This is a genomic window from Nocardioides dilutus (assembly GCF_054779555.1).
The window spans coordinates 527,240-545,773 of the sequence record NZ_BAAGYA010000002.1; the positions used below are offsets into that span (position 1 = coordinate 527,240).

The window sequence follows — 18,534 nt, forward strand, 5'->3', positions numbered from 1 at the left end:
GTTCTTTGGGGGTGCTCAGCGACCCCGGAAGTGCGGCTTGCGGTGCTCGGAGAACGCCTGCATGCCTTCAGCGACGTCCTCGGTGCGGAGCAGGATCGTCTGGCCGGTGCGCTCCCTCTCCAGGGCGTCCTCGAGGCCGTCGAGGGTGGCCGCATTGACGGCCTTCTTGGCGGCCGCGTAGGCCAGCGGCGGTCCGGAGGCCAGCCGGCGGGTGAGCTTGTCGACCAGCCCCGGGAAGTCGTCGGCGCTCGCCACGTGGGTGACCAGACCGGCGTCGTAGGCCTCCTGGCCGGTGAGCGGCTCCGCGAGCAGTGTCATCCGCATCGCCCGGGCCCGGCCGATGGCGGCGGCCACCGTCGCGGAGGTGCCGCCGTCCGGCATCAGGCCGATGCGGGAGAAGGCGAGGAGGAACGCCGCCGCCTCGCTGGCCACGATCACGTCGGCGGCCAGCGCGATCGAGCAGCCGACGCCGGCCGCCACCCCGTCGACCGCGGCGAGCACGGGCTTGGCGCAGCCGACCTCGGCGCGGATGATCCGGTTGGCGGCGTCGAGGGCGCGGACGTCGAACCGCTCGTGCGCGTCGGCACCCGAGATGTCCGCGCCGGCGCTGAAGGAGCCGCCCGAGCCAGTGATCACGACGACCCGGACGTCGTCGTCGGCGTGGGCCCGCTCGAGCTGTTCGGCGACCGTGACCGCCATCAGGCCGCTGAGCGCGTTGAGCACCTCGGGTCTGGTGAACGTCAGCCGGAGCACGCCGTCGTCGAGCTCGACGGTCATGTCGTCGGGGGAGCCGGCTCCGTCACGCAAGGGAGACGCCGGCTTCGCCCATGGCCGCCAGCGCGGCCTCGGTGGTCTCCGGGGCCACGCCGACGCAGAGATCGGTGAGCACCCGGGTCTCGAACCCGTTCTCGACCGCGTCGAGCGCCGTCGCCCGGACGCAGTGGTCGGTGGCGATGCCGCAGACGTCGACCCGGGTGACGTGCCGCCGGCGCAGCCAGTCCGCCAGCGTGTCGCCGTCCTCGCTGCGCCCCTCGAAGCCGGAGTAGGCCGCCTGGTGCCGGCCCTTGAGGAACACCGCGTCGAAGGGGCGCGGCTGCAGCGCGTCGTGCCACGCCTCACCCTCGGTTCCGACCTCGCAGTGGACCGGCCAGGAGTCGACGTAGTCCGGGTCCGCGGACCAGTGGGACCCCGGGTCGACGTGGTGGTCGCGGGTGGCGACGACGTGCGCGTAGTCGGGCGCGCCGTCGCCGTGCCCGACCCACGCCTGGAGCAGCGCGCCGATCTCGCCTGCCACCCGGGCACCGCCGGTCACCGGCAGTGAGCCGCCCTCGCAGAAGTCGTTCTGGACGTCGACGACGATGAGCGCGCTCTTCACGGGGCCGACCCTAGATCAGTCGCCCTCGAAGACGGTCGGGATGACGGGGTCGCCCTTGGACATCTGCTGGGCCGCGACCGGTAGCTCGGCTCGGGCCGCGACGTGGCGTCCACGGGCGGCCGCGAGCGGCTCGCGACCGACCACCTCACCGGCACGGACGAGCGGAAGGAGCAGGGCCCGGTCGTCACCGTCGTCGTGGGCCGGGGTGCCGATGCCCACGACCTCGGCCTTGGCGACCCCGCCCGGGGTACGTCGGCGCAGCGCGTACTTGCGGCCGCCGACCGAGATCTTGTCGATGCTCTTCTTCGCCACCGGGCGCAGGACCCCGCCGTCGTCCTCCCGGGCGACGAGCTTGTAGACGAACCCGCAGGTGGGGTGACCGCTGCCGGTCACGAGCTGGGTGCCGACGCCGTAGCCGTCGACGGGCGCCGCGGCGAGCGCGGCGATCGCGTGCTCGTCGAGGTCGCTGGTGACCACGATGCGCGTGCTGGTGGCCCCGAGCGAGTCGAGCTGGGCGCGCACCTCGTGGGCCAGCACACCCAGGTCTCCGGAGTCGAGCCGGACGGCGCCCAGCCCGGTTCCAGCGATCTCGACGCCGATCCGGACCGCCTCGGCCACGTCGTAGGTGTCGACGAGCAGGGTCGTGCCGGGCCCCAGCGACTCCACCTGGGCACGGAAGGCGTCGGCCTCGGAGTCGTGCAGGAGCGTGAAGGAGTGCGCGCTGGTGCCGGCCGTCGGGACGCCGTAGCGCTGGCGCGCGGCGAGGTTGGACGACGACGCGAAGCCGGCGACGTACGCCGCCCGCGCGGCCGCGACCGCCGCCTCCTCGTGGGTGCGCCGGGAGCCCATCTCGATGCACGGACGGTCCCCGGCGGCCATCGTCATCCGGGACGCGGCCGAGGCGACCGCGCTGTCGTGGTTGTAGATGGAGAGCAGCACCGTCTCCAGCACCACTGCCTCGGCGAAGCTGGCCTCGACCACCACGAGGGGCGAGTGCGCGAAGTAGGCCTCCCCCTCGCCGTAGCCCCAGATGTCACCGGTGAACCGGTAGTCCGCGAGGTAGTCGCGGGTCGGCTCGTCGACCACGTCCTCGAGGACGGCCAGCACGGCGTCGTCGAACCGGAAGGCCTCGACCGCGTCGAGCGCGCGGCCGACGCCGGCCACCACGCCGTAGCGGCGCCCCCCGGGCAGCCGGCGCCCGAACAGCTCGAACACCGACCGCCGGTGGGCCGTGCCGGACGCCAGGGCGGCCTGGAGCATGGTCAGCTCGTAGTGGTCGGTGAGCAGCGCGGTCGAGGGTGTGTCGTGCGCTGGGTGATGGGGCGGAGGCACGGGCACGACTGTGCCACCATGGACTGGTGTCCGCCGCCGCCCCGGTCGAGGTCGAACCGGAGATCGTCCCGGACGAGTCGACCAAGCTCGCCAAGCCCTGGGTCACGATCGTGTGGAACGACCCGGTCAACCTGATGTCCTACGTGACCTATGTCTTCCAGAAGTACTTCGGCTACGACAAGTCGAAGGCCGAGAAGCTGATGCTCGAGGTCCACGAGGACGGCAAGTCAGTGGTCAGCTCGGGCAGCCGCGAAGAGATGGAGAGGGACGTGCAGGCGATGCACGAGTACGGGCTCTGGGCGACCATGGACAAGCAGAGCTGAGCGCCCTGTTGAGGATCAGTTGAGCGCGTTCCAGTGGCACCGGCGCAGCAAGCGGGTCATCGCGACCTTCACCGGCTTCGAGGCTGACCTGCTGCGGTCGCTGGCCGCCCAGCTCGTCGAGCTGCTGCGCAACGAGGCGGCGGTGCCGCGCGACGACGCCGACCCGTTCGAGGCGATGATGGACTTCTCCGGGCCGGAGACCGAGCCCGAGGACCCCGTGCTGGCCCGGCTGTTCCCGACTGCCTATCCCGGGGACCCCGAGGCCTCCGCGGAGTTCCGGCGCTTCACCGAGGGCACGCTGCGCGACGGCAAGGCCGGCGCTGCGATCGCGATCATCGACGGGCTCGAGGAGGCCGGGCTGCCCTCCGAGCTGACCGAGGAGGGCCTGATGATCGACGTCGAGCTCGACGAGGCCGAGGCCGAGACCTGGATGCGGTCCTTCACCGACCTGCGGCTGGCCCTGGCCACCCGGCTGGGGGTCGAGGAGGGGGACGAGGCGGTCTGGGCGGCGATGCCCGACGACGACCCCCGGGCCCAGGCACACGACATCTATGACTGGGTCGGCTACCTGCAGGAGACGCTGGTCCAGGCGCTGAGCCGGCACTAGCCCCGAACCGCTAGCCCCGAACCGCTGGCCCCAAACCACGTGGCACGTCGCGCCGAAGCGTTACTAGGGTGGCGTGAATGAGCTCGGTCAAGCAGTTCCAGGTCACCTTCGACTGTGCGGAGCCCGAGCGCGTCGCCCGCTTCTGGTGCGAGGTGCTGGGCTACGTCGTGCCGCCGCCACCGGAGGGGTTCGCCAGCTGGGCGGACTTCGACCGGTCGCTTCCGCCCGACGTCCAGGGTTCGGCGTTCGCCTGTGTCGATCCCTCGGGGATCGGCCCGCGGCTGTTCTTCCAACGGGTTCCCGAGGGCAAGGTCGCCAAGAACCGGGTGCACCTGGACGTCCGGGCCGGCACCGGGCTGGTGGGCGCGGAGCGACTGGCGGTGCTCGAGGCCGAGTGCGCGCGGCTGGTCGCGCTCGGCGCGGTCCGCCAACGACTCCTCGCCGCCGATGAGCACAACGAGTCATGCATCGTGATGCAGGACGTCGAGGGCAACGAGTTCTGTCTCGACTGAGCAGCACGGGCCCGGCTGCCGGGTGGTCACGCCATACCCTTGAGCATGTGCTGACGATCGACCAGGCGACCTACGACGCCATCGTGGCGCACGCCAAGCGGGACCATCCCGACGAGGCGTGCGGCATGGTCCTCGGCAAGGAGGGCTCGGACCGTCCCGAGCGCTTCAAGCCGATGACGAACGCCGCGGGGTCGCCCACCTTCTACGAGTTCGACTCGATGGAGGAGTTCGCGCTCTACAAGGAGATGTGGGCCAACGACGAGGAACCGGTCGTGATCTACCACTCGCACACGGCCACCGAGGCCTATCCGAGCCGCACGGACGTCGACCTCGCCGGCGAGCCCAACGCCCACTACGTGCTGGTCAGCACACGTGAGCACGGGAATAACGACGGTCCCGTGGAGTTCAGGTCGTATCGGATCGTCGACGGCGAGGTGTCCGAGGAAGAGGTCACCGTCGTCGAGCAACTACCCGCTAGGAGTTCCGTCTGATGGCCATCGAGGTCCGTATCCCCACGATCCTGCGCACCTACACCGACGGCGCGAAGGCCGTCGACGCGCAGGGCGAGAGCCTCAGCGCGCTGATCGACGACCTCGAGGCCCACCACCCCGGTCTCAAGGAGCGCCTCATCGAGAACGGCGACCTGCGCCGGTTCGTCAACGTCTACATCAACGACGAGGACGTGCGGTTCATCGGCGGGCTCGGTGCCGAGCTCAGCGACGGCGACCAGGTCGTGGTCCTGCCCGCCGTGGCCGGCGGATGACCGCGTGACCCTCACATGAGGCTGCCATGACGAGGTACGACAACCTCTTGGCCTCGGTCGGCGACACCCCGCTGGTCGGGCTGCCCGCGTTGTCCCCGAGCGCTGATGTCCGCCTCTGGGCCAAGCTCGAGGACCGCAACCCGACCGGATCGATCAAGGACCGGCCGGCGCTGGCGATGATCGAGGAGGCCGAGAAGGACGGCACGCTCCGTCCCGGCGCGACCATCCTCGAGCCGACCTCTGGCAACACCGGGATCTCGCTGGCGATGGCCGCCAAGCTCAAGGGCTACCGGCTCGTGTGCGTCATGCCGGAGAACACCTCCGAGGAACGCCGCCAGCTCCTGCGGATGTGGGGCGCCGAGATCGTCTCCTCGCCGGCCGCGGGCGGCTCCAACGAGGCCGTGCGGGTCGCGAAGGGCCTGGCCGAGGAGCACCCGGACTGGGTGATGCTCTACCAGTACGGCAACCAGGCCAACGCGCTCGCCCACGAGCGGGGCACCGGTCCCGAGCTGCTCGCCGATCTGCCGAGCATCACCCACTTCGTCGGCGGGCTGGGCACGACGGGGACGCTGATGGGCATCGGCCGGTTCTTCCGGCAGGCCAAGCCCGAGGTGCGGATCGTCGCCGCGGAGCCGCGCTACGGCGAGCTGGTCTACGGCCTGCGCAACCTGGACGAGGGCTTCGTCCCCGAGCTCTACGACGAGACGCTGATCGACGCGCGGTTCTCGGTCGGCCCGCGCGACGCCGTACGCCGGGTCCGCGAGCTCCTCGAGCTGGAGGGCATCTTCGCGGGCATCTCGACCGGCGCGATCCTGCACGCGGCCCTGGCCCAGGCGGCCAAGGCGGTCAAGGCGGGGGAGTCCGCCGATATCGCCTTCGTGGTGGCTGACGGCGGGTGGAAGTACCTCTCGACCGGTGCCTACGAGGGCACCATCGACGAGGCCGAGGACGCCCTCGAGGGCCAGCTCTGGGCTTAGCCTGGATCCACCGATGCCCCTGCTGCGCGCCACCATTCGGGCGCGCTGGCTGCGTTGGCGTCGCTCGATGATGAGCCAACAGCGTCGTCGCTCCGCCGCCTTGCCATCGCACCCGACTGGCGACGCTCGCGACGCGGCGAATCGGTGGATCCAGGCCTAGGGTGGAGGGCGATGAGACGCGCCTTCCTCGCCTTGGTCCTTGCTGTCGCCGCGGTCTCGGCCTGGCCGGCACCCGCCTCGGCCGCGCCGGTCAACACCGTGCCGCCCAGCATCTCCGGCACCGCGGAGTACGCCGCCACGCTCACCGCCCAGCCCGGCACGTGGACGCCGACGCCCACGTCGTACGCCTATCGCTGGCTGCGGGACGGGCAGCCGATCCCGAAGGCCGACCAGCCGACGTACGTCCCCGGCCTGGACGACCTCGGTCACCGGCTGTCGGTGGAGGTGACCGCGAGCGACGGGACCACCACCGCGGCAGCCGTCTCGGCCGAGACCGACAAGGTGGCGCGAGCGACGCTGAAGCCGAAGGGCGGCCAGAAGATCGTCGGCGAGGCGAGATACACCCACACCCTGTTGGCGAAGGCGGGCAGCTGGTCGACGAAGCCGACCCGCGTCTCCTACCAGTGGCTGCGGTTCGGTGAACCGATCGCCGGAGCCACCTCCCGCCGCTACCGGGTCGCGGTCGAGGACTTCGACACCCGGCTGCGGGTGGAGATCACGGTCAAGGCGCCCGGCTACCAGACCCTCACCGTCACGACGGACCGGACCGAGCGGGTCAAGCACCGCGTCGACGCCCGGCGGACCATCCGCTACCACGTGGAGACCCGCGGGACGCTCACCACGAGCCTGCGGACCTTCGTGCGTCAGGCGCAGGAGACCTTCGACGACCCGCGCGGCTGGCGGGGCGCCGGCATCGTGTTCCGCAGGGTCGCCCGAGGCGGCTCGATGACGCTGGTGCTGAGCGAGGCCAGCCGGGTCCCGGGGTTCTCCTCCGGCTGCAGCAGCATGTGGAGCTGTCGCGTCGGGCGCTACGTGATCATCAACCAGGAGCGCTGGAAGCATGCCTCGCCCGCGTGGAACGCCGCCAACGGCGCCCTGCGCGACTACCGGCACATGGTGGTCAACCACGAGTCCGGCCACTTCCTGGGCCTGGGCCACGCGGGGTGTCCCGGCGCGGGGCGGCCCGCGCCGGTCATGATGCAGCAGTCGAAAGGGCTCGGCGGATGCCGCTTCAACCCATGGCCCACGGCCCGGGAGCTGGCCAGCCGCACTCCGGGGCCCGGACGGGCCATGGCGTACGGCACCGGCGCTGGTTACCCTCGCCCGGGCGAGCAAACGGTCGTCGAGTGAGCTGACACCCGAGACGGGGAGTGCACCAGTGCGGGAGATCGTGGTCTTCAGCGGCAGCGCCCACCGCCCGCTGGCCAAGGCCATCTGCGAAGAGCTCGGCGTCGACCTCAGCTCGGTCGAGCTCACCCGGTTCAGCAACGACTGCCTCCAGGCACAGCTGCAGGCCAACTGCCGCCAGCGCGACGTCTACATCGTCCAGCCGCTGGTGCCGCCGACCCAGGAGCACCTGATGGAGCTGCTGCTGATGATCGACGCGGCCCGCGGGGCCTCGGCGCAGCAGATCACCGCGGTGATCCCCTACTACGCCTACGCGCGCTCGGACAAGAAGGACGCCTCGCGGCTGTCCATCGGTGGCAAGCTCGTGGCCGACATGCTGGCCGCGGCCGGTGTCCACCGGGTCATCACGATGACCCTGCACGCCCCCCAGGTGCACGCGTTCTTCTCGGTGCCGGTCGACCACCTGACCGCGCTCGGCGTGCTGGCCGACCACTTCCTGGGCCAGGACCTCAGCGACGCGGTCGTCGTCTCGCCCGACTTCGGCAACGCCAAGACCGCGAGCCAGTTCGCCCGGCTGCTCGGGCTGCCGGTGGCCGCGGGCTCGAAGAAGCGGCTGGCCGACGACCAGGTCGTCATCGACAACATCGTCGGCGACGTGGAGGGCAAGCGGGCCATCATCCTCGACGACGAGATCGCCACCGGCGGGTCCATCGTCGAGCTGCTGGAGCGTCTGGCCGAGCACGGCTGCACCGAGGCGGCCGTCGCCTGCACCCACGGTCTGTTCGTCGGCAAGGCCCTCGAGCGGCTGCGCGAGCACCCGATGATCTCCGAGGTCGTCACCACCGACACCGTGCCGCCTCCGGCGGACTGGCCCGCGCTCGAGGTGCGTTCGGTGGCGGGCCTGTTCGCGGCCGCGATCGACCGCATCCACGCGGGGGAGTCGGTGAGCAGCCTCTTCGACGGCGTGGATCCGAGTCTCGGGCCGCCGCAGCCACGCCTGTTCGACTGACCTTCGCCTACTCCGCGTCGTCGTCCTGGCCGGGGACGTCGGCGGCGTTCTCGCGCACCAGGTCGCCCGGCTGGAACTCCTCGCCCTCGATCGGGGTGCTCAGGTCGGTGATGACCCGGCGGGCCGCGTCGAGGGTGCGCAGGACGTAGCCCCGGGCGGCGTCCTCGTCGTCGACCTCCAATGCGTAGAGCGCCGCGGTCAGGCCCTGCACGACGTTGTCGTTGATCTCCAGGGCGGCGCGGCGCCGCATCCGCTCCTCGTGGGCGCGGGCAGCGTGCTCCTCGCGCTCCTGCTCGGCCAGCACCCGGTCGGTGATGTCGATGCAGGTGCCGCGCATCCGTACTGGTGCGCCGGACTCGTCGAAGAGCACCTGGCCGTTGGACGACAGGTATCTGAGCTCGCCGTCGGGCCGGATGATCCGCTCGGTCATCTGGTAGGGCTCGCCGGTGGCCAGCGCCTGCTGGTGGATCGCCTGGATGGGCTCACGGTCGTCCGGGTGCAGGAACGACAGGAACTTTTCATAGCTCGGGTTGAACGACTGGGGCTCGTAGCCATAGATCCGGTAGAGCTGGTCGGACCACCGGTTGGTGTCGGTGGGCATGTGCCAGTCGTAGTCGCCCATGTTGGCGAGCTGTTGTGCGTTGTCGACCCGCAGGCGCAGGTCGTTGAGCTGTGCCTCGACCTCGAGCCGGAGCCTGACCTCGTGCTCCACCGGGCCCAGGTCCTGCACACCGGAGTCACTCATGCACACAGCCTCCCGCTGACCGGCCCGTTTGTCTCGTCATCCCGCGAAATGTCGAGTTCGGGGACCCCCACGTGACGTGCGCGACGACACGGTGCCCGGAGCGAGCCGACGACCTACGCTCTCCTGTTGTGCCGTCCTCCTCGATCGACCAGATCGACACCGCGTCCGCCGACGCGCCGATCGGCATCTTCGACTCCGGGTTCGGCGGTCTCACCGTCGCGCGCTCGGTCATCGACCAGCTGCCGCACGAGTCGGTGCGCTACCTCGGCGACACGGCACGCCAGCCCTACGGCCCCAAGCCGATCGGCGAGGTGCGCGAATACGCGCTCGAGTGCCTCGACCACCTCTACGCCCAGGGGGTCAAGGCGCTGGTCATCGCCTGCAACTCCGCGAGCGCCGCGATGCTGCGCGACGCGCGGGAGCGCTACGACGTGCCCGTGGTCGAGGTGATCTACCCCGCGACCCGCCGGGCCGTGGCCGCCAGCCGCACCGGCCGGATCGGGGTGATCTGCACCCGCGCGACCGCCGAGTCGATGGCCTACGAGGACGCGTTCGCCGCCGCGCCCCACGTCGAGCTGACCACCCGGGCCTGTCCGCGTTTCGTCGACTTCGTCGAGGCGGGTGTGACCGGGGGCGACGAGCTGCTCGAGGTCGCGCACGGCTACCTCGACCCGCTGACCTCCGCCGGCGTCGACACGCTGATCCTCGGGTGCACGCACTACCCGCTGCTCACGGGCGTCATCTCCTACGTCATGGGCGACGGGGTCACGCTGGTCAGCAGCGCGGAGGAGTGTGCCAAGGACGTCTACCGGATGCTGGTCGACACGGGTCTCCTGCGACCGGGCGGCGAGCCCACCTACGAGTTCGCCACGACGGGGGCCCCCGAGGAGTTCGAGCGGATCGGCCGCCGTTTCCTCGGTGCCGAGATGATGGCGGCCAGCCAGTACGCCGGTGGCATCTCGTGAGGCTGACGGTCGTCGGCTGCTCGGGGTCCTACCCGGGGCCGGACTCCCCGGCCAGCTGCTACCTCCTCGAGCAGGACGACCCCGACGATCCGCAGGGCCGCACCTGGCGGATCCTGCTGGACCTCGGTAGCGGCGCGCTGGGGGCGCTGCACCACTACGCCGACCCGCTGGCGATCGACGCCGTCGCCCTGAGCCACCTGCACCCCGACCACTGCCTCGACCTGTGCGGCTTCTACGTGCTGCGGAAGTACCACCCGCTGGGTGCCCAGCCGCGCCTCCCGGTCTACGGCCCCGGCGGCACGGGTGAGCGGATGGCCCGTGCCTACGACCTGCCCGACGGCCCCGGCATGGCGCACGAGTTCGACTTCCGGACCTACGACACGACGTTCTCGGTGGGGCCGTTCACCATCGAGGCGATCCCCGTCCTGCACCCGGTCGAGGCCTACGGCCTGCGGGTCACGGCCGGGGACACCACGGTCGCCTACACCGGTGACACCGCACCCTGCGACGCCCTGGACCGGCTCGCGGCCGGTGTCGACCTGCTGCTGGCCGAGGCGTCGTTCCGGGACGGTGACGAGAACCCCCCGGAGATCCATCTCACCGGCAAGGACGCCGGGGAGCTGGCGGCCCGGGCCGGCGTCGGCCGCCTGGTGATCACGCACGTGCCGCCGTGGTTCGACAAGCAAGCGATGCTGGCCGAGGCCAAGGCGGTCTGGGACGGGCCGGCCGAGCTCGCCCGAGCCGGAGCGGTCTACGACGTCTGACGCCCGAGGCGGTCAGGGTGTCGAGAAGGTGACCTGGACCGGCACCGTGTTCTGCGCGTCGGCAGGGCTCCTCAGCCCCACCATGAGCTTCTTGCCGGCGGCCTTCCGCAGCGACTGTCCCTTCTTGCGCGGCCTGATCGTGTAACGCACCGTGTCGCCGGTCACCGTGCACTTCACCTTCAGCTTGGGCTTCCTGGTCCTCTGCGGTTGCCCCGACGCGGCGACCCTGTAGCCATTGGCGTCCTGGGTCACGGTGGCCGGGATGCTCGGGCGGTACGCACCGCACTTCTCGGCGGCGGCCGACGAACGGGCCTGCTGCCTCTTGATCAGCCCGGCCAGCTGCAGGCAGGCGAGAAGGGTCGCGCCGGCGATGGTCGCGAAGGCTCCGTTGGCCTGGAGCTCGCCCCCCTCGGGGCTGTCGAAGGTGACCAGAGCCTGGTACAGGAACACGCACGTCAGCAGTCTCTTGCCCTTGGTCATCGAGCCCATGGTGCTGACGAACCGGTCGTAGTCCTCCAGCTCGGCGATGTTCTTGGTCTTCGGCTTGACCACGACGACGAGAGTCTTGACGTCCTTGGCGAGGTCGGGCGTCGTGATCATCGAGGTGCCGCCGGGTGGCACCTCGGTCGTGACGGCCGCCGGGAAGTGGTCGCCGTCCCGAGGTCTCTCGTCCATCCCGGGCCTCGCCTGCGTCGGGCTCGCGACGACCATCGTGCCGACCAGGGCGAGGGTCGTTGCGGCGGCGACGTGACGAAGGCGCACGCGACGACGCTACGCCGACCGGTGGGGACCGGCGATGGCCCGTTCGGGTGGGGGGCTAGACCAGTCCGGCGTCGTGGACGCAGATCGCGATCTGCACGCGGTTGGTCACCTGGAGCTTCTCGAACAGTCGCGAGACGTGGGCCTTCACGGTGGGCACGGACAGGTGGAGCTCGCCGGCGATCTCGGCGTTGCTGAGCCCACGGCCGACGGCGAGGGCGACCTCGTGCTCGCGTCCGGTCAGGAGCGCGAGTCGCCGGGTGGCGCTCTCACCGCGGCCGTCCTCGGCAGAGTCACGGAGCCGCTGGATCAGGGTGCGGGTGACCGAGGGCGACAACATCGGGTCACCGGCGGCGACCGCCCGGATCGCCGCGATGATCTGGGGTGGCGGGGTGTCCTTGAGCAGGAACCCGTCCGCGCCGGCCGCCAGCGCCTCGACCACGTGGTCGTCGGCGTCGAAGGTCGTCAGCACGATGACCCGGGGCGGGTCCGAGCGGGCGTGCAGTGCGCGGGTCGCCGCCAGGCCGTCGACCTTCGGCATCCGGATGTCCATGAGTACGACGTCGGGCCGCAGTCGCTCGATCATGGCCAGGCCCTCGCGCCCGTCACCTGCCTCACCGACGACCTCGAGATCGGCCTGGCCGCCCAGCATCAGCGTGAGGGCGCTGCGGACCAGTGGGTCGTCGTCGACCAGGACGACCCGGGTGATCATGCCGCCCACGGTATCCAGCCGCGGAGGACGAACGCCGACCCGTCGCGGCCGTGCTCGAGGCGCCCGCCGCCGAGCTCGGCACGCTCGGTGAGACCGACCAGCCCAAGGCCCGCGCCGGGTGTCGTGGAACCGAAGCCGAGCGGGTTGCTCAGGACGACGTCGATGCCCTCGTCGGGCGAGCCGCTGAGCTCGATGCTCAACGTCGAGCCGGGCGCGTGCTTGTGGGCGTTGGTCAGCCCCTCCTGCACGATCCGGTAGACAGTGCGGCCGGCCGCGTCCGGGACCGGCTGGCCGGCCGTGAGCCGGTCCACGAGGGTGACCGCCATCCCGGACTGCCTGGCCTCCTCGACCAGGGCCGGCACATCGGCGTACGTCGGCAGTGGGGCGAGAGTTAGCTCGCCGGACTCGTCGCGGAGCACCCCGAGCACGTGGCGCAGGTCGGTGAGCGCCTCGTGGGCCTTGGCCTGGATGACACCGGCACTGTCGCGCATCTCGTCGGCGGTGAGGTCCTCGCGGAACGCGAGCGCCCCGGCGTGCATGGAGATCTGGGAGATGCGGTGCGCCAGGACGTCGTGCATCTCCCGCGCGATCCGCTCCCGCTCGTTGCTCCGGGACTGGGCGGCCCGCAGCTCCTGCTCGGCCTCGGCCCGTTCGGCGCGGTGCCGCAGGGACCACATCAGCTCGCGCCGGGAGCCGAGGTACATGCCCCACGCCATCATGGCGATCGTGGCCAGGAAGTTGACCCCGAGGGTGACCAGGGGCGGCTCGCCCTCCATGTCGTGGACCACCGGGAAGAACTGCGCGCAGACCAGCGAGAAGAGCGACAGCGGGATGATCTCGAGCCAGCGTCGCCGGGTCGCCACGGAGACCGCGGCGAGGACCGACGGGCCGGCGGCGCTCGCCGAGAACGTCGACATGGCGGTCGTCAGCACCGCCACGGGCAGCGGCCACCGGCGGCGGAGGAACGTGAGACCGAACGCCAGCGCGCCGAGTGACAGGTCGACCACGAACAGCAGGTCACCTTGGCCCTCGACCACGCTGATCCACGCGACCACGCTGATCGACAAGGCCAGCGCGAGCCGCCACACGTGGCTCCAGCGGGTCAGCGCCGGCTGGTAGGCCGCGGGCTCCGGCCGGTCCTGGGGAAGGCGCTCCACCCGAGCAGGGTAGGCACGACCCCGGTTGCGGCACCCGGGGCTGGGGGTGGGAGTGCACCCCTACTTTGGTCAGCGACGCACCGACACCTGACTGATGCAGGGGTCGGTGCCGTCCGGCAGGGTGGAGCCATGATCACCGTCGAGAGACTCACTCGGAAGTACGGCGCGTTCACCGCCGTCGACGACGTCAGCTTCGTCGCCCAGCCCGGCCGGGTCACCGGCTTCCTCGGCCCCAACGGCGCCGGCAAGACCACCACCATGCGGGTCATGGTCGGGCTGACCCCGCCGACCAGCGGGCGGGCTCTGATCGGCGGACACCTCTACTCCGACATCCCCAACCCGGGCCGGCACGTCGGCGTGCTCCTCGACGCCTCGGCGCAGCACGCCGGCCGCACCGGCCGCGAGATCCTCACCCTCGGCGCCCAGACGATGGGGCTGCCGGCCGCGCGGGTCGACGAGATGCTCGAGCTGGTCTCGCTGACCGACACCGAGGCCAAGCGGCGGCTGCGCAACTACTCCCTCGGGATGAAGCAGCGGCTCGGCATCGCGCACGCCCTGCTCGGCGACCCGTCCGTGCTGATCCTCGACGAGCCGGCCAACGGGCTCGACCCCGCCGGCATCCGCTGGATGCGCGGGCTGCTCAAGGGCTACGCCGACCGCGGTGGCACCGTGCTGCTGTCCAGCCACCTGCTCAACGAGGTCGAGCTGATCGCCGACGAGATGATCCTGATCGGGCACGGCCGGATCGTGGCCCAGGGCAACAAGGAGCAGCTGCTCGCCGACACCGACCACAAGGTCACCAACGTCACCTCCCTCGACAACGCGGCCCTGGCCCAGGCCCTCCAGGCCAGGGGCCACGCCGTCACCCCGGCCGGCACGGGCCTGCGCGTCGAGGCCGCCCCCGTCGATGTCGGAAGGACCGCTGCCGAGCAATCGATCGTCCTGACCGATCTGCGCTCGGCCGACGGCGCCCTCGAGGACCTGTTCCTCGAGCTCACCACTGACACGCAGCGCGACGACCAGCCCGAAGGAGCCTCCGCATGAGCACCACCGCACCCACGCCGGCCCCCCTCACGCTCGACCTCGACTCGACCCCGGGCGTGCCCATGGGCACGCTGGCCAAGGTCGAGCTCCGCAAGTCGCTGGACACCCGGGCCGGTCGCTGGTTCGTGATCGGAATCCTGGCCCTGCTCGTGGTCGTCATGCTGATCTTCTCGTTCGCGGCCAACGACGGCGACAAGGACCTCGAGATCTACCTTGCCATCGCGGGCGCCTCGCTCGGCTACTTCATGCCGATCCTGGTCATCATGCTGGTGACCAGCGAGGCCAGCCAGCGCAACGGCCTGGTGACCTTCACCCTCGAGCCGCGACGCCCGCGGGTGGTGCTGGCCAAGTTCCTGGCCGGCGTCGCGCTCGCGGTCATCGTGATGGTGCTCGCTTTCGCTCTCGCATACGCCGGCACCCTGCTGGGGTCCGCCACCGGCGGGGACGTGTCGTGGGAGCTCGACGCCAACCAGATCTTCAACGGCTTCGTGCTCGGCAACGTCGTCGGCGTCCTCATCGGCTTCGCGCTGGGGACGCTGATCATGAACACCGCGGGCGCGATCGTCGCCTACTTCGCCTACACCCTGATCCTGCCCACCGCGGTCGGCATCCTGAGCGCCCTCAGCGAGACCTTCGAGGACCTCGCGCCCTGGATCGAGTTCAACACCGCCCAGACGCCGCTGTTCAGCGGCGACTACAAGCCCTCGGGTGAAGAGTGGGCGCAGATCGCCACCTCCGGGACCATCTGGTTGGTCATCCCGCTGGTGCTGGGCATCTGGCGGCTCCTGCGCATCGAGTTCAAGTAGGGCCCCGTTAGGGTCCGCCCCATGACGCGCGCAGACGGCCGGGCCGACGACGAGCTCCGCCCGATCACCATCACCCGCAACTGGCTGGACCACGCGGCGGGGTCGGTGCTGATCGAGTTCGGGAGGACCAGGGTGCTGTGTGCGGCCTCGGCCTCCGAGGGTGTGCCGCGCTGGCGCAAGGGGTCGGGCCTCGGCTGGGTCACCGCCGAGTACGCGATGCTGCCGGCGTCGACCAACACCCGGTCGGACCGGGAGTCCGTGAAGGGCCGCATCGGGGGCCGCACCCACGAGATCAGCAGGCTGATCGGCCGGTCGCTGCGCGCGGTGATCGACTACAAGGCGTTGGGGGAGAACACGATCCAGCTCGACTGCGACGTCCTGCAGGCCGACGGCGGCACCCGGACCGCGGCGATCACCGGTGCCTACATCGCGCTCGCCGACGCGGTCTCGCACTTGCGCTCGACCGGCGCCCTGACCGGAGAGCCCCTCACGGGGTCGGTGGCCGCGGTTTCGGTCGGCATCATCGACGGTGCGCCGCGGCTCGACCTCCCCTACGAGGAGGACGTCCGCGCCGAGACCGACATGAACATCGTGATGACCGGCGCCGGGGCGTTCGTCGAGGTGCAGGGGACCGCCGAGGGTGCGGCGTTCAGCCGGGCCGAGCTCGACGCGCTGCTCGCCCTCGGCGAGAAGGGCTGCGCCGACCTCACCCGGCTCCAGCGGGAGGCCCTGGCCCAGGGCTCCGCGGCGTGAAGGTGTTCCTGGCCTCGCGCAACGCCAAGAAGCTGGCCGAGATGGAGCGGATCCTCGCCGAGCACCTCCCGGACATCGAGGTGCTCGGGCTCGACGACGTGGCGGCCTACGACGAGCCGCCGGAGGACCAGCCGACGTTCGAGGGCAACGCGCTGCTCAAGGCGCGGGCCGGTCTCGAGGCCACGGGCCTGCCGACCGTCGCCGACGACTCGGGCCTCTGCGTCGACGCGCTCAACGGCATGCCCGGCGTGCTGTCCGCGCGGTGGTCAGGTCCACCGAAGTCCGACGATCGCAACAACCGGCTGCTGCTCGACCAGCTCGCCGACGTGCCGGACGAGCGCCGCGGGGCGCACTTCGTCTGCGCAGTGGCCTTCTGTGCCGCGCCCGGGGAGGAGGTCGTCGTGCGAGGCGAGATGCACGGCCGGATCATCCGCGAGGTGCGCGGTGACGGGGGTTTCGGCTACGACGTGGTGTTCGAGGCCGACGACCGGCCCGGGGTCACGACCGCGGAGCTGTCGGTCGCCGACAAGGACGCCATCAGCCATCGGGGCAAGGCGCTCAGGCAGCTGGCACCGCAGGTGGCACTTCGGCTCGGATCCGCCGGCTGATGTAGGCGCCCCAGAGCGCCGCGAGGACGAACATGATGAGCGAGTAGACCGCCGCGGGCACCGAGATCTCGGTCGAGTCGAGCACCTCGACCGCGACATAGATCGCGAGCGTGCCGTTGTGCACGCCGATCTCCATCGAGCACGCGATCGCCTGGTCCTCGCGGACGCCGGCCGCCCGGGGGACGACGTAGCCCGTCACGAGGCTGATCGCGCAGAACACGGCGGCGGCGAACCCGACGTCGGCCAGGTAGTCGCCGACGTTGTCGCGCTGGTCGAGCAGGATGCCGAGCACCAGGACCGCGAGGATCACGGCCGACCCGACTCGGACCGGCCGGTCCATGCGTTCGGCGAAGGATGCCGCCCTGGCCCGGACCAGCATCCCGATGGCCACCGGCACCAGCACGATCGCGAATACCTCGAGCACCTTGGTGAACTGCAGGCCCACGGTGTCGTCGAGGTCGTAGTAGTCGATCGCGATGTTGGTGATCAAGGGCAGGGAGACGATCGAGATGACCGAGTTGACCGCGGTCAGCGAGACGTTGAGGGCGACGTCGCCGCGGAACAGGTGGCTGAACAGGTTGGCGCTCGTCCCGCCGGGCGAAGCGGCCAGGAGCATCATCCCGACCGCCAGCAGCGGAGGCAGGTCGAACACGGTCACCAGCCCGAAGCAGACCAAGGGCAGCAGGAGCAGCTGACAGCCCAGCGCGATGACCATGACCTTGGGCTGCTGGGCGACCCGGCGGAAGTCCGCCACGGTCAGCGACAGCCCCAGCCCGAACATGATGATGCCCAGGGCCAGAGGCAGGCCGACCGTGGTCAGAGCGGAGTCCATGGCCGGGACTCTAGGGGGACGCTGTGACAGTCGTCACGCGCGATGCCGACGCACTAGGTTCCTGTCGTGCAGCGTCACTTCCTCCTCCGTCGCAACCTTGCCCGCCTCGCCCTGCGCCTGAGCGGCTGGAAGACCGTCGGCGAGGTGCCACCGACCGCGGTGCTCGTCGGCGCACCGCACACCTCCAACTGGGACTGGGTGGTCACCCAGCTGCTGGCCTGGGACAACAGCATCAAGATCCGGCTGCTGGTCAAGGAGTCCTTCTTCAAGGGCCCCGTCGGGGTGTTCATGCGGGCCACCGGCGCCGTGGAGCTCGACCGGGCCAACCCCGGAGCCACGATCAAGCGGCTGCTGGCCGAGCAGAAGTCCGACGACCGCTTCCTGCTCGGCATGGCCGCCGAGGGCACCCGCAGCAAGAGCGACTACTGGAAGTCCGGCTTCTACCGGATCGCGATGCAGACCGGGCTCCCGATCACGCTCGCCTTCCTGGACGCCCCGTCCAAGACCGTCGGCTGGGGCCCGACGTTCACGCCGTCCGGCGACGTCAAGGCCGACATGGAGATCCTCCGCGAGTTCTTCAAGGACAAGCGCGGCTTCAACCCCGACCAGGCGACCGAGCCGCGGCTCAAGGAGGAGGAGACGGGCTTCAAGGGCTCCTGACCATGGTGCCGGAGGGGGGAGTCGAACCCCCACGCCCTAGGGCACGGCATCCTAAGTGCCGCGTGTCTACCGTTCCACCACCCCGGCAACTCCCGTCTCGCTGAGCGGTCGGGCCACGTCGTCCGGGAGAACGCGAGCGTACTTGTTCCGGCTGCGGCCGGCGAAGTTGTCAGTCTGCTGGTGACAGTTCGGGCACAGGTAGCGCAGGTTTTCGCGCGTGTTGTTGTGGAAATCGCCGTCGATGTGGTCGATCTCGAGTCTCAGTGGCCCTCCCAACCACACTCCGTTGACGCCACAACGCTCGCAAACGCGGGGGCGTCCTATCTCGTCCAAGGCGCGACGCAATAGCGCAGGATCTGTGCGCTTGGTCCCGAACGGCTTCTCGACGAGGATCTGATCGGCAGTCAGCCGGCGCCTGCGCGAGCCGTTCTGGTACCGCACAAAATGAGTGGTGTCGATCTCGAACTGCTTGATCATGCGACTG

The 18,534-nt window shown here is 70.7% G+C and carries 24 protein-coding genes and 1 tRNA gene; 15 read left to right on the plus strand and 10 right to left on the minus strand.

The window, feature by feature from the left end; translation table 11 throughout:
- Positions 1-15: 15 nt before the first annotated feature.
- The 3 genes from ACYVC6_RS12175 to ACYVC6_RS12185 are packed head-to-tail and all read right to left on the minus strand — an operon-like array spanning position 16 to position 2,707.
- The gene (locus tag ACYVC6_RS12175) at positions 16-807 is read right to left on the minus strand and encodes an enoyl-CoA hydratase (protein WP_460714372.1); all 792 of its coding nucleotides are present in this window, start codon (positions 805-807) and stop codon (positions 16-18) included.
- Entirely contained in the window at positions 800-1,375 is a 576-nt protein-coding gene (locus tag ACYVC6_RS12180) for a nicotinamidase (RefSeq protein ID WP_460714374.1), read from the minus strand. The genes ACYVC6_RS12175 and ACYVC6_RS12180 overlap by 8 nt, the downstream gene beginning before the upstream one ends.
- A 15-nt stretch (positions 1,376-1,390) precedes the next feature.
- Positions 1,391-2,707 (minus strand): nicotinate phosphoribosyltransferase, encoded by a 1,317-nt coding sequence (locus ACYVC6_RS12185; RefSeq protein ID WP_460714376.1) that lies wholly within the window; start codon positions 2,705-2,707, stop codon positions 1,391-1,393.
- Positions 2,708-2,733: 26 nt separating this feature from the next.
- On the opposite strand from ACYVC6_RS12185, the gene clpS reads away from it, so the two are divergent.
- The 8 genes from clpS (at position 2,734) to ACYVC6_RS12225 (ending at position 8,245) form a co-directional block, all read left to right on the plus strand.
- Positions 2,734-3,030: an ATP-dependent Clp protease adapter ClpS gene (clpS, locus tag ACYVC6_RS12190; protein WP_460714378.1), complete on the plus strand. Its 297-nt coding sequence runs from the start codon at positions 2,734-2,736 to the stop codon at positions 3,028-3,030.
- Between the two features lie 19 nt (positions 3,031-3,049).
- Complete coding sequence (locus ACYVC6_RS12195; protein ID WP_460714380.1) at positions 3,050-3,637, plus strand: DUF2017 domain-containing protein; 588 nt, start codon at positions 3,050-3,052, stop codon at positions 3,635-3,637.
- 77 nt (positions 3,638-3,714) lie between these two features.
- Positions 3,715-4,149 (plus strand): VOC family protein, encoded by a 435-nt coding sequence (locus ACYVC6_RS12200; RefSeq protein WP_460714382.1) that lies wholly within the window; start codon positions 3,715-3,717, stop codon positions 4,147-4,149.
- 47 nt (positions 4,150-4,196) lie between these two features.
- The gene (locus ACYVC6_RS12205) at positions 4,197-4,640 is read left to right on the plus strand and encodes a M67 family metallopeptidase (RefSeq protein WP_460714384.1); all 444 of its coding nucleotides are present in this window, start codon (positions 4,197-4,199) and stop codon (positions 4,638-4,640) included.
- A complete protein-coding gene (locus ACYVC6_RS12210; RefSeq protein ID WP_460714386.1) occupies positions 4,640-4,912 on the plus strand; it encodes a MoaD/ThiS family protein in 273 nt (90 codons plus the stop codon). The genes ACYVC6_RS12205 and ACYVC6_RS12210 overlap by 1 nt, the downstream gene beginning before the upstream one ends.
- Positions 4,913-4,938: 26 nt before the next feature.
- Positions 4,939-5,889: a PLP-dependent cysteine synthase family protein gene (locus ACYVC6_RS12215; protein ID WP_460714388.1), complete on the plus strand. Its 951-nt coding sequence runs from the start codon at positions 4,939-4,941 to the stop codon at positions 5,887-5,889.
- Positions 5,890-6,060: 171 nt separating this feature from the next.
- Positions 6,061-7,239 (plus strand): DUF3152 domain-containing protein, encoded by a 1,179-nt coding sequence (locus tag ACYVC6_RS12220; protein WP_460714390.1) that lies wholly within the window; start codon positions 6,061-6,063, stop codon positions 7,237-7,239.
- Between the two features lie 28 nt (positions 7,240-7,267).
- Positions 7,268-8,245 carry a ribose-phosphate diphosphokinase gene (locus ACYVC6_RS12225; RefSeq protein ID WP_460714392.1) on the plus strand — a complete coding sequence of 326 codons (978 nt, stop codon included), beginning with the start codon at positions 7,268-7,270 and terminating at the stop codon, positions 8,243-8,245.
- A 7-nt stretch (positions 8,246-8,252) separates the two neighbouring features.
- Here ACYVC6_RS12225 and ACYVC6_RS12230 read toward each other — a convergent pair whose 3' ends face one another.
- Positions 8,253-8,990, minus strand: coding sequence for a PAS domain-containing protein (locus ACYVC6_RS12230; RefSeq protein ID WP_460714394.1), 738 nt, complete (start codon positions 8,988-8,990; stop codon positions 8,253-8,255).
- Between the two features lie 128 nt (positions 8,991-9,118).
- On the opposite strand from ACYVC6_RS12230, the gene murI reads away from it, so the two are divergent.
- Positions 9,119-9,955 (plus strand): glutamate racemase, encoded by an 837-nt coding sequence (gene murI / locus ACYVC6_RS12235; protein ID WP_460714396.1) that lies wholly within the window; start codon positions 9,119-9,121, stop codon positions 9,953-9,955.
- Positions 9,952-10,719 carry an MBL fold metallo-hydrolase gene (locus tag ACYVC6_RS12240; protein ID WP_460714398.1) on the plus strand — a complete coding sequence of 256 codons (768 nt, stop codon included), beginning with the start codon at positions 9,952-9,954 and terminating at the stop codon, positions 10,717-10,719. Before murI ends, ACYVC6_RS12240 begins: the two co-directional genes overlap by 4 nt.
- Before the next feature lie 12 nt (positions 10,720-10,731).
- Here the strand turns inward: ACYVC6_RS12240 and ACYVC6_RS12245 are convergent, their stop codons facing one another.
- From ACYVC6_RS12245 to ACYVC6_RS12255, 3 genes are read right to left on the minus strand one after another with little or no spacing between them, the layout of a single operon-like run.
- Positions 10,732-11,481 (minus strand): hypothetical protein, encoded by a 750-nt coding sequence (locus ACYVC6_RS12245; RefSeq protein WP_460714400.1) that lies wholly within the window; start codon positions 11,479-11,481, stop codon positions 10,732-10,734.
- Positions 11,482-11,536: 55 nt separating this feature from the next.
- Positions 11,537-12,190 (minus strand): response regulator, encoded by a 654-nt coding sequence (locus ACYVC6_RS12250; RefSeq protein ID WP_460714402.1) that lies wholly within the window; start codon positions 12,188-12,190, stop codon positions 11,537-11,539.
- On the minus strand, positions 12,187-13,347 hold the full coding sequence (locus tag ACYVC6_RS12255; protein WP_460714404.1) for a sensor histidine kinase: 1,161 nt from the start codon (positions 13,345-13,347) through the stop codon (positions 12,187-12,189). Before ACYVC6_RS12255 ends, ACYVC6_RS12250 begins: the two co-directional genes overlap by 4 nt.
- Positions 13,348-13,476: 129 nt before the next feature.
- On the opposite strand from ACYVC6_RS12255, the gene ACYVC6_RS12260 reads away from it, so the two are divergent.
- Genes ACYVC6_RS12260 through rdgB form a run of 4 tightly spaced genes read left to right on the plus strand, consistent with a single transcriptional unit; the run spans position 13,477 to position 16,558 of the window.
- The gene (locus ACYVC6_RS12260; protein WP_460714406.1) at positions 13,477-14,391 is read left to right on the plus strand and encodes an ABC transporter ATP-binding protein; all 915 of its coding nucleotides are present in this window, start codon (positions 13,477-13,479) and stop codon (positions 14,389-14,391) included.
- Positions 14,388-15,197 (plus strand): ABC transporter permease, encoded by an 810-nt coding sequence (locus ACYVC6_RS12265; RefSeq protein WP_460714408.1) that lies wholly within the window; start codon positions 14,388-14,390, stop codon positions 15,195-15,197. Before ACYVC6_RS12260 ends, ACYVC6_RS12265 begins: the two co-directional genes overlap by 4 nt.
- A gap of 21 nt (positions 15,198-15,218) precedes the next feature.
- The gene (gene rph, locus ACYVC6_RS12270; RefSeq protein WP_460714410.1) at positions 15,219-15,950 is read left to right on the plus strand and encodes a ribonuclease PH; all 732 of its coding nucleotides are present in this window, start codon (positions 15,219-15,221) and stop codon (positions 15,948-15,950) included.
- A 41-nt stretch (positions 15,951-15,991) separates the two neighbouring features.
- Positions 15,992-16,558 carry an RdgB/HAM1 family non-canonical purine NTP pyrophosphatase gene (gene rdgB, locus ACYVC6_RS12275; protein ID WP_460715334.1) on the plus strand — a complete coding sequence of 189 codons (567 nt, stop codon included), beginning with the start codon at positions 15,992-15,994 and terminating at the stop codon, positions 16,556-16,558.
- Here rdgB and ACYVC6_RS12280 read toward each other — a convergent pair.
- Positions 16,509-17,390, minus strand: a complete 882-nt coding sequence (locus tag ACYVC6_RS12280; protein ID WP_460714412.1) for a bile acid:sodium symporter family protein — start codon at positions 17,388-17,390, stop codon at positions 16,509-16,511. The genes rdgB and ACYVC6_RS12280 overlap by 50 nt on opposite strands.
- 66 nt (positions 17,391-17,456) lie before the next feature.
- Between ACYVC6_RS12280 and ACYVC6_RS12285 the strand changes: the two genes are divergently transcribed.
- Positions 17,457-18,050, plus strand: coding sequence for a 1-acyl-sn-glycerol-3-phosphate acyltransferase (locus tag ACYVC6_RS12285; protein WP_460714413.1), 594 nt, complete (start codon positions 17,457-17,459; stop codon positions 18,048-18,050).
- A gap of 3 nt (positions 18,051-18,053) precedes the next feature.
- Here the strand turns inward: ACYVC6_RS12285 and ACYVC6_RS12290 are convergent.
- Together ACYVC6_RS12290 and ACYVC6_RS12295 are read right to left on the minus strand one after the other, a co-directional pair.
- A tRNA-Leu gene (locus ACYVC6_RS12290) sits at positions 18,054-18,137 on the minus strand.
- Entirely contained in the window at positions 18,117-18,527 is a 411-nt protein-coding gene (locus ACYVC6_RS12295; protein ID WP_460714415.1) for an HNH endonuclease signature motif containing protein, read from the minus strand. The genes ACYVC6_RS12290 and ACYVC6_RS12295 overlap by 21 nt, the downstream gene beginning before the upstream one ends.
- Positions 18,528-18,534 lie beyond the last annotated feature (7 nt).